Origin of the sequence: Aurantibacter sp., assembly GCF_039941195.1 — a bacterium.
Lineage (GTDB): Bacteria > Bacteroidota > Bacteroidia > Flavobacteriales > Flavobacteriaceae > Aurantibacter_A.
The window spans coordinates 28,791-43,644 of record NZ_JBDVFA010000090.1; the positions used below are offsets into that span (position 1 = coordinate 28,791).

At 33.6% G+C, this 14,854-nt stretch carries 15 protein-coding genes; 8 read left to right on the forward strand and 7 right to left on the reverse strand.

Annotated elements, in window-relative coordinates; translation table 11 throughout:
* Positions 1-171 precede the first annotated feature (171 nt).
* Together ABJF52_RS15195 and ABJF52_RS15200 are read right to left on the reverse strand one after the other, a co-directional pair.
* Positions 172-1,062 carry a DUF6268 family outer membrane beta-barrel protein gene (locus ABJF52_RS15195; protein WP_348152079.1) on the reverse strand — a complete coding sequence of 297 codons (891 nt, stop codon included), beginning with the start codon at positions 1,060-1,062 and terminating at the stop codon, positions 172-174.
* A 347-nt stretch (positions 1,063-1,409) separates the two neighbouring features.
* Positions 1,410-1,865 (reverse strand): DUF4442 domain-containing protein, encoded by a 456-nt coding sequence (locus tag ABJF52_RS15200; protein WP_348152081.1) that lies wholly within the window; start codon positions 1,863-1,865, stop codon positions 1,410-1,412.
* Positions 1,866-2,037: 172 nt separating this feature from the next.
* On the opposite strand from ABJF52_RS15200, the gene ABJF52_RS15205 reads away from it, so the two are divergent.
* The 4 genes from ABJF52_RS15205 to ABJF52_RS15220 all read left to right on the forward strand — a co-directional run bounded on the left by ABJF52_RS15205 (position 2,038) and on the right by ABJF52_RS15220 (position 5,638).
* Positions 2,038-2,511, forward strand: coding sequence for a DUF4870 domain-containing protein (locus tag ABJF52_RS15205; protein ID WP_348152084.1), 474 nt, complete (start codon positions 2,038-2,040; stop codon positions 2,509-2,511).
* A gap of 195 nt (positions 2,512-2,706) precedes the next feature.
* A complete protein-coding gene (locus tag ABJF52_RS15210) occupies positions 2,707-3,042 on the forward strand; it encodes a PadR family transcriptional regulator (RefSeq protein WP_153755618.1) in 336 nt (111 codons plus the stop codon).
* A gap of 2 nt (positions 3,043-3,044) precedes the next feature.
* Positions 3,045-4,808, forward strand: coding sequence for a PspC domain-containing protein (locus ABJF52_RS15215; protein ID WP_348152086.1), 1,764 nt, complete (start codon positions 3,045-3,047; stop codon positions 4,806-4,808).
* 98 nt (positions 4,809-4,906) lie between these two features.
* Positions 4,907-5,638, forward strand: coding sequence for a head GIN domain-containing protein (locus tag ABJF52_RS15220; RefSeq protein WP_348152088.1), 732 nt, complete (start codon positions 4,907-4,909; stop codon positions 5,636-5,638).
* A gap of 87 nt (positions 5,639-5,725) precedes the next feature.
* On the opposite strand, the gene ABJF52_RS15225 is transcribed toward ABJF52_RS15220, so the two are convergent.
* A complete protein-coding gene (locus ABJF52_RS15225) occupies positions 5,726-7,042 on the reverse strand; it encodes a hypothetical protein (RefSeq protein ID WP_348152091.1) in 1,317 nt (438 codons plus the stop codon).
* A gap of 331 nt (positions 7,043-7,373) precedes the next feature.
* Between ABJF52_RS15225 and ABJF52_RS15230 the strand changes: the two genes are divergently transcribed.
* The 3 genes from ABJF52_RS15230 to ABJF52_RS15240 all read left to right on the forward strand — a co-directional run bounded on the left by ABJF52_RS15230 (position 7,374) and on the right by ABJF52_RS15240 (position 10,005).
* The gene (locus ABJF52_RS15230) at positions 7,374-8,384 is read left to right on the forward strand and encodes a dipeptide epimerase (RefSeq protein WP_348152094.1); all 1,011 of its coding nucleotides are present in this window, start codon (positions 7,374-7,376) and stop codon (positions 8,382-8,384) included.
* On the forward strand, positions 8,384-9,427 hold the full coding sequence (locus tag ABJF52_RS15235; RefSeq protein ID WP_348152097.1) for an aminotransferase class I/II-fold pyridoxal phosphate-dependent enzyme: 1,044 nt from the start codon (positions 8,384-8,386) through the stop codon (positions 9,425-9,427). Before ABJF52_RS15230 ends, ABJF52_RS15235 begins: the two co-directional genes overlap by 1 nt.
* Positions 9,428-9,555: 128 nt before the next feature.
* Positions 9,556-10,005, forward strand: coding sequence for a hypothetical protein (locus ABJF52_RS15240; RefSeq protein ID WP_348152100.1), 450 nt, complete (start codon positions 9,556-9,558; stop codon positions 10,003-10,005).
* Between the two features lie 60 nt (positions 10,006-10,065).
* On the opposite strand, the gene trxB is transcribed toward ABJF52_RS15240, so the two are convergent.
* A complete protein-coding gene (gene trxB, locus ABJF52_RS15245) occupies positions 10,066-11,037 on the reverse strand; it encodes a thioredoxin-disulfide reductase (protein ID WP_348152103.1) in 972 nt (323 codons plus the stop codon).
* Between the two features lie 302 nt (positions 11,038-11,339).
* Between trxB and ABJF52_RS15250 the strand changes: the two genes are divergently transcribed.
* Complete coding sequence (locus ABJF52_RS15250) at positions 11,340-12,041, forward strand: LytTR family DNA-binding domain-containing protein (RefSeq protein ID WP_348152106.1); 702 nt, start codon at positions 11,340-11,342, stop codon at positions 12,039-12,041.
* Positions 12,042-12,046: 5 nt separating this feature from the next.
* Here the strand turns inward: ABJF52_RS15250 and galK are convergent, their stop codons facing one another.
* The 3 genes from galK to ABJF52_RS15265 form a co-directional block, all read right to left on the reverse strand.
* Positions 12,047-13,180 carry a galactokinase gene (gene galK / locus ABJF52_RS15255; protein ID WP_348152109.1) on the reverse strand — a complete coding sequence of 378 codons (1,134 nt, stop codon included), beginning with the start codon at positions 13,178-13,180 and terminating at the stop codon, positions 12,047-12,049.
* Positions 13,181-13,183: 3 nt separating this feature from the next.
* Positions 13,184-14,329 carry a formylglycine-generating enzyme family protein gene (locus ABJF52_RS15260; protein ID WP_348152112.1) on the reverse strand — a complete coding sequence of 382 codons (1,146 nt, stop codon included), beginning with the start codon at positions 14,327-14,329 and terminating at the stop codon, positions 13,184-13,186.
* Positions 14,330-14,402: 73 nt separating this feature from the next.
* The coding region (locus ABJF52_RS15265) for a sulfatase/phosphatase domain-containing protein (protein ID WP_348152115.1) at positions 14,403-14,854 on the reverse strand (452 nt) is incomplete at its 5' end.

The window sequence follows — 14,854 nt, forward strand, 5'->3', positions numbered from 1 at the left end:
TGTAGTGTCTATTTTATTGTTCAACTAATAAGTAGTTCTAAATATACAATTGTTACAAAATAATTTCAAAAATTTATAGGAACGAAAACAGGAATATCAGAAAGACATATGCTTATGTCGACAATTTATCATTTATGAATAGGGTGTGATTTATCTCCAAACAGAAACTACTTAATACACACTTTTAGTTTTGGTTTTGTTATCAAAAGTATATTTCACACCAACGTTTACGTAGAAACTATTTGCCATATCAAAATCATAAATTTCGTCATTATCATAATCTTGAAGTTGCATACGATTATAAACAGTATGTCCTCCTCTTAATGTGGCCTTGAATTTTTGCATAAAACTGAGCTCGTACCCTAACCCCAAAACAAAACTAGTTTGTCTTAACACTCCGGTATAATCTTCTTTGTATACTTCTATTTCGTCATTTAAATTTCCTGTAAAACCAGTTAGTGTAGCAAACCCCTCAAGATCATGATTTTCAGTAAAAGACCATTTAACTCGACTATCTGGCAAACCTATTTTATACGCCAAAGCTTCGTTTATTCTTTTGGTGTAGGCAATTATAGGAATTGGAAAATACAAACCATATTTAATATCATAAGCGGCTCCAAAGGTCCAAATACTATTTTGTTCTTCATTATATTTATCAAGAGAAATCATAGCATTAAAAAACACATCCTCGCCATTAATTTCCGATCTATCGAAATTGGAAGCAACCTGAGACTCACCCATAACATTAAGCCCCCAATTATCGTTTAAACTTCTTTGGTATGTGAATTTTAAACTAAAAGAATTAAAATTTTCGATTTGATCAGTTTCAAAGGGAACATTCTTATCTACATATTCAATACTTGTATTTTGAATTTTACCTCCAATAGTAACCTTTTCTTTGATTGTGTTAACTATAGGTATGGCCGCACCTGCTTCTAATTTTAATAAACTTCCTATTTCCGAATCCGGTAACAATTCTGAGTTAATATAAATATCATCTGTTTCTTGGGAATATGACCAATTGGTAACAACTATCACTAAAAGCATCCACAATTTCTTCATAAAACAACCTTTCTTTAATAATGATTATACGAGCGACATTTCGCGCTACACATTATAAAAGTGTTTAAATTATGATGTAAAATCAACCTTAATAGATATCCATGAAAAGTACATAGAGCAATGGCAAAATTCTATCTACCAAATTAAATTCATTAGGATAATTTTAGGAAAGGCCAAAAGTAGACTCAGTTGAAGGGAATAATTGAATATAAAAAATGACTAAAATAATTGCCTTTTATACATCCAGTGCAATTGTGGAATAGTATATAAATTAAAAAAAATGTCAAAATCTAACTTGACGAGCTATTCTATTTTCTGTCTTCTGTCTTCTGTAGTTAAATTCTATATTACTTCTTCAGTCGCACCGTCCATTCAAAATTAAACGTGCTAACCACTACTCCATCTGTATTAACACCAATAGATTTCATCCAAAAAGTTTCACCTTCACCTGTCGCAATAGTTTTTTCGATAGCCTCCCCTATTCGGTGTCCGTCTTCACATGTAAATGTTATTACGCCGGTTGCTTTTTTAGAAAAATTAGCATTGTTATTTTGAACTAACATTGAAATTTTCTTACCACTTTCTTGAATCTGATTAATTACCATAGCTCCTGTACTAAGCTCCGCAGCCATGCCTTGTACAGCCCAAAACATAGACCTAAACGGGTTCTGATTTCGCCAACCATGTTTAACTGTCACTACACATTTTTGTTCATTTATCGATTTTACACGAACTCCTGTCCACCATGCGGCAGGCAATTTAAAAAAAGTGAATTTATTGAATTTACTAGCCGTAGCGCCCATTATTATTATGTTTTAGGTAAAAGTATTGAAAATATTCGAAATATATAATTGTTAAAATTATCTTAAATTTTAGTACTTTGTTTTGCATAGTACCTTTTTTTAGACATATATTTGCATAGTAAGTTATTATGTTATCAATCATAATTGAAGTAAAAATTAATACCAGTAGACCATGGAAAGCGCATTAACAAAACACGAAAAAAACTTATCTGCCTTAATACATGCCTCGACTTTTTCTAAGTTTTTTTTCCCATTTGGGAATTTTATTATTCCATTAGTCTTATGGACAGCTAATAAAAATGAATATAGTTTTGTAGACCATAATGGAAAGCAAGCTTTAAATTTTCAAATTAGCATGCTCCTTTATTCTATAATTTTGGGAATAATAAGTGTACCATTCTTTATCGGGTTTTTACCGAATATTTTCGATTTTGGTTTTGATGGACTTAATAATTTCAATAATCTAAATATTCATTTTAATAGCGACGATTTTAGATTTGGTAAATGGCTTTTTCCAATAGGCATTGCAGGATTGGTACAAGGAGCACTATTCATAGTCAACATTGTATATACCATTTTAGCAACCATACGTACAAACGAGGGGCAAGAATTTGAATACCCCATCACTATAAATTTTATAAAGTAAAGTAGCAAGGTCTTAATCACACCTTGTAGTAATTAATTAAACGGAGTTTATCATCAATCAAATTAATAGGAACATTTTTCAGCCAATGCAGAATAAAGTTCAACAAAAACGAACAGTTAATCTATGCGGACAAGCACTACAGAAAAAGGACCGCCAGGAAGCGGATATGCAAAGCATAAAAAGCAAAAAGATATTATGAATGTAGAAAATACAAAAGCGCAAATGCGCAAAGGAGTTCTAGAATATTGCATTCTTTCCATTTTAAATGGAAAAGACAAGTATGCATCTGAAATTCTAGGCACTCTAAAAGATGCCAAGATGCTGGTGGTAGAGGGTACAATTTACCCCCTATTAACTCGGTTAAAAAACGCTGGGCTTCTCAATTATCGTTGGGAAGAATCTACCTCAGGACCACCACGTAAATACTATACATTAACCGAAACAGGCAAACTTTTCTTAAAAGAATTAGACACCACGTGGGACGAATTAAGGAACGCCACAAACTTGGTTACCAATACAAAAAACAGCTAACAATGAACAAGACAGTAAATATAAATCTAGCAAACGTACTCTTTCATATAGATGAAGAGGCGTACAACAAAATGCGACGCTACCTCGAATCGGTAAAACGCTCTTTTGCAAATACAGCAGGTAGCGATGAAATTATTGCAGATATCGAAGCGCGTATCGCTGAACTCTTTCATGATAAATTAGAAAATGAAAGACAAGTTATTACCGTAAAAGAAGTTGACGAAGTAATCGCTATTATGGGGCAACCTGAAGATTATATGGTTGACGAGGATATTTTCGAAGATGAACCAATTTCGTCTAAAGCGAAAACTTCTGGAAAGCGTGCTAAGAAATTTTATAGAGATACAGAGCAAAAATATGTAGCTGGTGTTTCGGCAGGTTTGGCCCATTATTTTAATATAGACCCATTGTGGATTCGGTTGTTATGGATTGTTCTAACCATTGGTTCTACTGGAGGATTTATTCTAATCTACGGTTTACTATGGATTTTAATTCCAGAAGCAACAACCACTTCGCAAAAGTTAGATATGCGTGGTGAAGCTATTAACATTAGCAATATAGAGCGAAAAGTAAAGGAAGGATTTGATGATGTTGCAGATAAAGTAAAAAATGCCGACTACAGTAAAGTTAAGAACAGTGGAAAAACTTTTTTCGACACTGTAGGCGATATCATCATGTTCTTATTTAAAATTTTCGGCAAGTTTATCGGTATCATATTAATTTTAATAGGAGCATCTGTAATTATTGGCATGTTTATAGGAATGCTAACTGTCGGCACATTGGACTGGATACATCTACCAGGTTTAGAAAATGTGCTAGATAATATTACAGGTACATCAGTTTGGGTATGGTCGTTATTATTATTCTTTGCGATAGGAATTCCATTTTTCTTTCTCCTTTATTTGGGATTAAAGATAATGGTGAACAATCTAAAGTCGATTGGAAGTATTGCTAAGTTTTCGCTATTAGGACTTTGGATAATTTCTATTATTTCTCTAATTATTATGGGAGTAAAAGAGGCAGCGGCACATGCGTATAGTGGTGGAATTACAACTGAGAAAGAGCTTTATTTAGAAAATACTTCTGACACATTAAATATTGAATTAGTACGCACCGATTTATGGGATAACCGTTCTAATGTGCGTATGGATGATATGGTGATGACTTACGATGATGATGGCGAACCAATCTTACTTTCAGACGATGTACGATTTAGAATAAAGAAATCGAATGACACGGTAGTACGAATTGAAGTAAAAAGAGAAGCTAATGGTCCTTCGGTCTTAGAAGCTAGATCGGTAGCTGAAAAAATAAACTATGATTACAAGGTAATTGGCAATAGAATAATACTAAACGATTATTTAACTACTAATAGTGAAAGTAAGTTCAAGGATCAAGAAGTTCACGTTAAAATATTTATCCCAGTGGGTACAACACTAAAATACAATTCTGAAAGTGATCGTAACTGGACCATGAGTGCAGATACAAATCGCAACTCTGGTGACCTAGAAGATTTTTATTGGAAAATGGGAGATGACAGTGAACTAATTTGTTTAGAATGTCCGGATGAAGAACAAGAAGAGGAAGACGAAAATCACATTCGAATAAATGAAGACGGCATTGATATTAATATTAATGATAACGGAGAGGCATTTAAATTGAAAGTAAACGAAGACGGTGTTAATATAAATGCCAACGATAATGGAGACAATGTAGACATCAATATCGATAGCGATGGGGTTAAAATAAATACTGACGAAGACTAAAATTACAATTCATCTTAAAATATCAACAGTTCGGAAAATAGATTTTAAATAGGAAAAATAGAATTATCAAATTTACATCAATCAATAAAACAACAATCATGACAACATTATCAAGAATCGCAATCGGATTCATCTTAGCATTTTTAGCCACCTCTTGTGGCATGGACATTAACATCGGAGATTTTGGATCCGGAGTAAAGGGAAACGGTGAAGTAGTAACCGACAAACGAAAAGTAACTGACGATTTTACTGAAATTTCAGCTTCGGAAGGCATAGAAGTTTATGTAACGCAGGCCAATGAATTCAAAATTAATGTGGAAGGAGATTCCAACATCATCGACCTTATTGGTACTGACATTAATAATGGAAAGCTTCGAATTCATGCTATTGAAAATATAGGTAGAGCCACCAAAAAGGTTTTTGTTTCGCTACCAGAAATTACCGCACTTAAAAGCTCCAGCGGCGCGCATATGGATGCCGAAGGTTTAATAAAATCTGACGAGCTTGATATTAATTCGAGTAGCGGTTCAAGCATTGAAGCAGAAGTAGCTACAAATGATTTAGACATCGATGCAAGTAGCGGTGCCAACCTTACCATTACAGGTAAAACACAAATGTTATCAGTAGATGGTAGTAGCGGTGCAAATATCAACACCAAAGATTTGCAGTCCAAAATTTGTGATGCTGATGCTAGTAGCGGCTCCAATATTTCCGTAAATGTTATGGAGAGTTTAACTGCTGACGCCACTAGTGGAGGAAACATCAGATATGACGGTGACCCAACAGTGAAAAAAAACAAATCTGTTTCTGGGAGTGTACATCAATATTAGAACTTAAAACTACTATATAGTACAACCAATCAACTACACTTAAACACTTCTAAATAGTCCTTAAAAAAACATTTTAAGGACTATTTTTTATTTGGGATTCTCTACAATAGTTGCTTTTGATCCATCTTTAATTTTTGTGTTCTCTATGTGCAGTGCACTTTTTCCAGAACCTGTATGAGCAGATTTAGGTCCATTAAACTTTATGAATCCATTTATAAATTCTATATTCTCTACGGAATCGCCATTCGTAATTATAGCAGGATTATATTCTGAATTATTTTCAATAGAAACATTTTTAAATTGAAAATCACCCGAATTACCATCGACATAAACAGTACCATAAACATCTGAAATCCAAACATCATTAGTAACTTTTACATCGCGTACATTATTAAAGTAAATACCGGTATGAAAAGTATTCCCCGACATTGTTAAACCTGTTATATTGGTGAACTCCATACCACTACCCTCCTTTGCTTGTTCAGTATCTACATTGTCAATAATTTTTATTTGCCTCTTTTCATAAGTGTTTGTAATTAGTATTGGCACTTCCACATTTTTTTCAAAAACATTTTCAGCATATACTGTATTCCAGGAACCAACATTTTCAATTGCTGTAATAGGAATATTATTGAAGGTTACATTTTTAATACTATTATAATCTCCCCTACCCGAAAAGCTAATACCAATTCCATTAGTTCCTGCAAGGCCAATATTATTTACAGACCCCCCTTCAATTTTAATATCATTATATCTAGAAACGGCATGATCAACATGGTTAATTAATTCTATTGCCATTCGACTAATATCGTACCATTTGTTATTAATAAAATGAACAGATTCCGTTTTATAATTAGATTCATTAGCCGATTTAAAACCATTGATAGTTCCACCAGGTGCAGTCCAATTCACTTCCTTAAAGGTTATATTTTTTATAGGTGTAGCTCCAACAAAAAATAGCGCAGGATTTTCATTTTCATTGGTAACACCTTTATAACTTGAACTAAAGGTTATATTTTCAATATAAAGATTGTTGATGCCACCCGAATTTAATCTAGAGTCTATAATCGGTTGATCTGTAGTAATATTTAGAACAACACCCTTTTCTGCCAATATTTTAAAATCGCTTATTCCATTGGGTAGTATAGAATCATCAAAATTATACACTCCTTTTTCAATGCAAATTGTATTTAAATTTCCAGATTCATTTTCACGAAAAATATTCCGTAAAGCTGTTGTATTTTCAGAAGGAGAATTGGTAGTCAACAAATTAAATTCTGAAGCCCATTTTAAATCTTTTAAAGATTCATTAAGCGTATCTTGCATTACATGCCTTGACTGTTTAGCACTAGAATATGCTAAACCACCCACGAGCAAAAAAACTAGGATAATTACTTTTTTCATCATATAAAATTCTATTCCCATTCAACCGAACCAGAAATCTACCATTTCTCAGTTTTGTATTGAACTATTATCGACAAAAACACTTAATATGCGCTCCATCTACAACGTATTCAATCAATTAGAGGTTTTCCTTTAAATCACATCAACTACTTTTATTTCTATAAAATAGATTCCAAAAATAAATTTTTAATTATTTTGATGTTTATTATCGTATTAATTAGATTTTAGCATCAATATTTAAGATTATAAATTATTCCAAAAAGACTGTTGAAATTTAGGTGAGTTTTACTTTTTCATCACGGGTTTATATATATTAGTACAAACTTTTTTCATGCATATAGAACTCAAAAAATATATACTTCCGCTAAAGCACACATTTAGTATCTCAAGAGAATCTCATGACTTTCAGAATACTTTAATTGTTGCGCTTTCTTTGGATGGAAAAACAGGATATGGAGAAGCAACTTCCAATCCGTATTACAAAATTTCGGTTGAAAGCATGATGGAAGAAATCACTTCAATTAAAAATGAAATTGAAGATTTTGATTTTACTTCTCCAGAAATTTTTCACGCATTTTTGGTAAATAGAAAATTAAGCAATTTTGCAATTTGTGCTTTAGATCTTGCTGCACATGATCTCTATGGAAGATTAAAAGGAAAACCGCTTTACGAAATTTGGGGTACATCAAAAGAAAACTATCCGATTACAAATTACACCATAGGTTTAGATACGATAGATAAAATGGTGTTGAAAATGAAAGAAGTACCATGGCCTATTTACAAAGTAAAACTAGGTACTGATGATGATGTAGCTATTGTAAAAGCACTCAGAAAACATTCTGATGCCATCTTTAGAATAGATGCAAATTGTGCCTGGACTGCTAAAGAAACAATTTTCAACGCACCCTTTTTAAAAGATTTAGGTGTGGAATTTTTAGAGCAACCCTTAAAAGCTGATGATTGGGAAGGCATGGAAAAGGTGATGCACCAAAGTGTCTTACCTGTTATTGCAGATGAAAGTTGTATTGTAGCATCTGATGTTGAAAAATGTGCCTTGCATTTTACGGGAATCAATATAAAGTTAACCAAGTGTGGCGGCCTTACCCCTGCACTACAAATGATTAAAGAAGGAAAAGAATTGGGGTTAAAAGTTATGGTAGGTTGTATGACGGAATCTACGGTTGGTATTTCAGCTATTGCTCAACTATTACCACAATTAGATTATGTTGATATGGATGGTGCCATGCTTTTAAGTAACGATATAGCCAAAGGTGTACAAATTACTTCCAATGCTGAAGTTATTTTTCCTGAATTAGCTGGCAGTGGAATAACGTTGTTATAATGATTTACGAGGTAGAAAATTTTCCCAGCCGTGAAATTACCATTCAAAATGAGAAGTTTCTATATTTTGGAGGAACCGCCTATTTAGGGTTACAAACTGATAAAGATTTTCAAGAAATATTTATAGACAACATAAAAAAATACGGTACCAATTATGGTGCTTCTCGAAAGGCCAATGTTCAATTAGCTATTTATGAAAAAGCTGAAAATTATTTAGCAGATTTTATTGGTAGTGAAGACTGTCTTACCTTATCATCAGGTTTTTTAACAGGTCAGATGCTTGTAACATACTTTCATGCTACAAATCGCCAATGCTTTTATGCTCCTGCAACACATGAAGCTCTACATGTATTAAACACTAAAAATCACGAAAGTTTTGATGAATTAGTTCATGATATAAATCATAATCTTGAAACCACAAACAAAAATCCTGTTCTCTTTTTAGATTCGATGCTTCTTAACGGTAAAAACTATCCCGATTTTGAATGGCTAGGTAAAATTAATCTCGAAAGAATTACAGTAGCAGTTGATGACTCACATGGTTTTGGAATCGTTGGTAAAAACGGAACAGGAGTCTACGAGTTATTGGCTAAATTAAATCCACGTGAACTATTTGTTTGTGGTTCCTTAGGAAAAGGGTTTGGCATACAAGCTGGGTTTATTGCAGGCACTAAAACGAGCATTGAAAACCTGCGTTCTACAAATATGTATGCGGCAGCTAGCCCTGCTGCACCGGCTACAATGGCTACCTTACTAGCATCTAAAAAAATTACCGATATAAAGAGAAAAATATTATTAGAAAACATTCAACATTTCATTTCAAATATATCGCGAATTGAACAATTTAAATTCCTGCCAAATTATCCCTGTTTTGCTTTTGAAAATGAAAAATTAGCTGCGCATCTGGAAAAGAATAAAATACTTGTAACAAATTTTAATTATCCCGAAGAAAAAGACCATTTAGTCCTTAGAATAGTATTGAATGCTAATCACACGCAAAACGATATAAAAAGGCTAACTACACTTATTAATAATTTTTCATAAAACAATAAGCAGGTGTACGTTGATAAAAATATCATATTCGTGATATTTTAAACAAAAACCAACACTTTTATTAAATTTTATCGTAACTTCTTAGAATATACACATTTTTAACCTAAAAAGATACGACCATGAAAAAATTACTAGGATTGGTTTTTCTGATGCTATTCCTCATTTCCGCAACGGAAATGGCATCTACAAAACCTGAAATGCATCCTTCTATCGAAGGAACTTGGGAATTAGTAAGTCATTATAATTATATAGATGGCGAAAATGTTTCTGATACCATACCAGCTACTGATGGTTATCGGCAAATTAAAATGTATTATGATAATAAAGTTATGTGGACGCGATATGTACCGAATGATTCAGTAGAATGGTTTGGATATGGCTCTTATGAAGTTGAAGAAAATCAACTGCAAGAGACCTTAGAATATATGTCTGCTTCTATGCGAAAGGTTGCAAATAAAGATATGACCTGGACAATGGAACTTCAATTAAAAAACAATTCTTTTAGTCAAATTTTCACAGACGAAGAGGGCAATCGAATAAACTCTGAAAATTACAAAAGACTAAATTAAAATACTTGTAAACAAAATGCCCTGCAAAAGCAGGGCATTTTGTATTCTAATCAAAAAATATTATGCAAGTTCATTTTCTTCAGGAACTTCTTTAGAAGCTAAGTAACGCTCTGCATCTAGCGCAGCCATACAACCTGTACCTGCAGCAGTTATTGCCTGTCGGTATACGTGATCCGCAGCATCACCAGAAACAAATACACCTTCTACATTGGTTTTAGATGTCCCTGGAGTTTTAATAACATACCCTGTTTCATCTAGATCTAAATACTCCTTAAAAATATCAGTATTTGGTTTATGGCCTATGGCAACAAAAAATCCTGTAGCAGGAATATCAAAAATAGCTCCTGTAATATTATTCTTTGCACGTACACCAGTTACCACTTGTCCGTCACCTATAACTTCTTCAGTTTCGGTATTAAACAAGATTTCAATATTTTCTGTATTTTTTACTCTAGCTTCCATAATCTTTGAAGCTCTAAAAGCATCTCTACGAACCAACATAGTTACTTTTTTACATAGCTTAGAAAGATAATGCGCTTCTTCGGCAGCAGAATCTCCTGCACCTACAAGAACAACTTCCTGATTTTTATAAAAGAATCCATCACATACAGCACAAGCAGAAACACCACCACCTAAGTTCAAATATTTTTGCTCAGAAGGTAATCCTAAATATTTAGCAGTTGCACCTGTCGAAATAATTACCGTATCACAATGAATTTCTTTAGTTTCATTTACCCAAACTTTATGTACAGGTCCCGAAAAATCAACTTTAGTTACCCAACCATCGCGAACATCAGTGTTAAATCGCTCAGCTTGCTTTTGAAACTCCATCATCATTTCTGGTCCTGTTATCCCATCTGGATAACCAGGATAGTTCTCAACTTCATTCGTAGTTGTCAATTGTCCACCTGGTTGTGTACCTTGGTACAATACTGGCGACATATTAGCTCTGGCAGCGTAAATCGCAGCAGTGTATCCTGCTGGGCCAGATCCGATAATCAAACATTTTACTCTTTCTATATTTTCTGACATGTTCTTTAATTTAATGCTTATACAAAAGTAGTTGATTTGCAAAAAACCTTACATTTTAATTATCAAAAGTTTTCGGTACATTTGTCCACTAATTCGGATTACAAATGGTGCTAGCTGTTTATGTTGATTGGAAGTAAACTCCGAATTCCAATTGAATTAAAATTAAATATTAAGTTTTAATATTTTTTTGGATTAAAATAAAGTTGTTCCCCCAATTTTTAGTGTTTTAAAGTGTTTGGCAAGATTATTGAAAATAATAATCTGACAAACAAGGACGAAAAAATTAACGAACATTGCCAATCATGAGTAATAGAAAACTGAGGAGTATAGTCGTAGACGATTCTGAAATACAAAGAACGATTGTTGCTAAATTAATTACCAATCATCCGAATCTTGAATTAGTTGCTGAATACAGGAATGGTGTAGAAGTACTAAAGAATGTAAAAAGCAATGAAATAGATGTTATATTCCTAGATGTTGAAATGCCCTTAGTTAATGGATTTGATTTATTAAGTTCAATGGAGCATACTCCGCAAATAGTTTTAATTAGTTCTGACCCCAGTTATGCCTTAAAGGCTTTTGATTTTAATGTTACCGATTATTTACTTAAACCAATAGATGAAGCCAGGTTTAATATCGCAGTGAGGAAAACTCTGGATGCTTCATTAAATAAAGCGAAGGTTGTAGAAGATGATCGCCATATTTTTGTAAAAAGCAGTCTCCAAAAAGTTAAAGTTAAACTAACGGATATTAAATGGGTAGAAGCTTTAGGTGATTATGTTCGTCTTAATTTAAACGATTCTTCCATTTTGGTTTTATCATCAATGAAATCATTTTCTCAAAAACTACCTGAAGATGATTTTCTAAGGATTCACAAATCGTATATTGTAAACCTGCACAAGGTTGATAAATTTAACAGCAATTCTGTTGAGCTCTGTGGTGAAAAACTACCTCTAAGCAGAAAAAGAAAAACAGAACTTAAGGAAGCTTTGGGTGCTGCTTAACCGTTTTAGTTAGAATAACTGAATGTCCCAGTACTTGGCTTAACCTCAAAAGCATCCAATTCTATATTAAATTTTTCTCTATAGGCTTGCGTAGCTGCATTTACAAAATCATCCACTGCATTTTTATGAACAATATTTAAAGTGCAACCTCCAAATCCTCCACCAGTTTGCCTCGCTCCTAGCACATGTATATTTGACTTAGAAAATTCAACTAAAAAGTCTGATTCCGCGCAACTCACTTCATAAAATTTACTAATACCCTCATGTGCTTTATAGAGTATTTGTCCTACTGTTTCCAGGTCATTAGCTGTTAAAGCCGCAGCCATTTGATGAACCCTTTTGTTTTCAGCGATAATAAAAGAACAACGATTATATACTGTTTCAGAAATACGCTCTTTCACCCCTTCTAACATTGCCATACTAGCATCACGTAAGTAGTTAACTTCCGGGTAATCTTGTTTTAAAATAGCAACACCTTCTTCACATTCATTTTTTCGCGTATTATACTCACTTGTAGCCAAGTTATGTGAAACTTTAGTATTTAGTAATATTATTTTATAGGGCTCCAGATTAATTGGAATGGGTTTGTATTCCAGCGTTCTACAATCTAATAAAAGCATATGCCCTTTTTGACTCATTACGGAAGCAAATTGATCCATAATACCACATTGCGTACCGGCGTAGGTATGTTCTGCAATTTGCGATAGTTTTACCATTTCCATTTTCGATAGACCTAAATCGAAAAGGTCATTTAAACCAAAAGCTAAACCACATTCAAGTGCAGCAGATGAACTTAAACCAGAACCCGTAGGCAAGTTACTTTCTATGGTACAATTAAAACCGCTTAACTTATTTGTGCGTTTTGAAATCTCATTTAAAACCCCTAGAATATAATTTTCCCATTCAACAGAACTTTTTTCAAGTGTATTTAAGTCTAGCTCAAAACCAGTATTAAAAGTTGTACTATATACTTGACATTTATTGGGCGATTCATTTTTAGCAAACTGAAAAACAATTTTTTTTTCAATGGCCGTTGGAAGCACAAACCCCATATTATAATCGGTGTGCTCACCAATTAAATTAATTCGTCCAGGAGATTCTACTATTAATTCTGATTTGAAATTTTTAATAAATTCCATAAACTATTTGTTCTTTTTATTTGCAAGCATCGCAGGGGTAGCCACTGTTCTAAATCCCAAATGTTCTAAAGATGAATCCAGACTTGTTGCCATACGTGCTGAAATTCTATAACTAGCGCAATAAGAAGCATTGCACAAAAACGAACCACCTTTCATCACTTTCTCTTTGGCATACGGATCACGCTCATTAAAAGCACTAGCGGCCCCTTGTGGATTATAAAGTTCGTTTTCTTGATTGGCCACTTCGTTGTAATAATTTGTATTGTACCAATCGCTAGTCCATTCCCATACATTCCCGGCCATATCATATAAACCGTTATCATTTGGTGGATATGATTTTACTGGTGATCTAGCTTCAAATCCATCTGCTTTTGTATTCGATACTGGAAATTCACCTTCCCAAGAGTTCACTTTTGTAGACAAACCTGAGGCATCATCGCCCCAAGTAAATATTTTATCAGTGTTATCAGCTCTTGCTGCAAGTTCCCATTCTGCTTCTGTAGGCAACCTATGCCCTATCCACTCACAATATGCCATGGCATCTTCGTAAGCTATATGTACAACAGGGTTATTGTCTAATCCTTTTATAGAACTATCAGGTCCGTTTGGATGTTTCCAATTTGCACCTATGGTCCAATTCCACCATTGCGAGAAATCATATAAATTAGGAACCGAGCTTTTTGCTTTTTTAAAAGTCAATGATCCAGGTTGCATAATACTATCATGTGGTTTTGGTGTACCTGCAGGCAATTGTTTTTTCATTTCTTCCCAATCCAGTGCACGTTCTGCTACAGTTATATACCCAGTTTCTTTTACAAATTTTGAAAATTGCGCATTCGTCACTTCAGTTACATCCATAAAAAAGCCATCAACGGCCACCTTAAAATTAGGACTTTCGTGTCCCATTGCCATTTTATCTTGCGCTACAGCACCTTGTAAAAAACTAGCTCCTGCAACCCATGTCATCCCTTTAGGAGTTTCAACATTTTCTGGCACTTCTTTAACTAGTTCTTCAGGAACTTTTGATATAATTTCCTTTTTTTCAGTTTCAACACTTTCAAGTTTGGCAGCTTCCGACTTCTTTACCTCCTTGCATTGAAAAACTAATCCTGCTAAAACAATTACTACTAAACATTTATAAAATTGCATTCCTCTTTATCCTTATTTTTTTGTGGCAGCAATTTACTTAATACTTAAGAAATTACAGTCAAGATTTTAATATTCATTCGCTCAACAAACCACTGTTAAGTAATGGAATTGCAAAACTCTGTAACTCAGGCTCATCTCTTTCTTTCGCAAATATTTCAGAAGCTTTTTTTAATATTTCAGGATGCTCATCTGCAATATTCTGTTGCTCTGCTGGGTCATCCTTTAAGTTATACAATTCGATGGTAGGTTTTTCTTCTGACTTTAGATGCTGTCGAACTATTTTCCAGTCGCCCATACGCATGGCCACCTGTCCTCCATAACTTGGAAACTCCCAGTACAAAAATTCATGCTCATTTTGTTTTTCTACAGACAAAAAGGTTGGCAATAAACTTATACCATCAGTATCAAATGTATCTGTATATCCTGCTATATCTGTAAAAGTAGCAAGCATATCATAATGCACAGAAATTTTATCACTTTTAGACCCTGCTTTTATTTTAGCAGGCCAAGAAGCTATCATAGGTA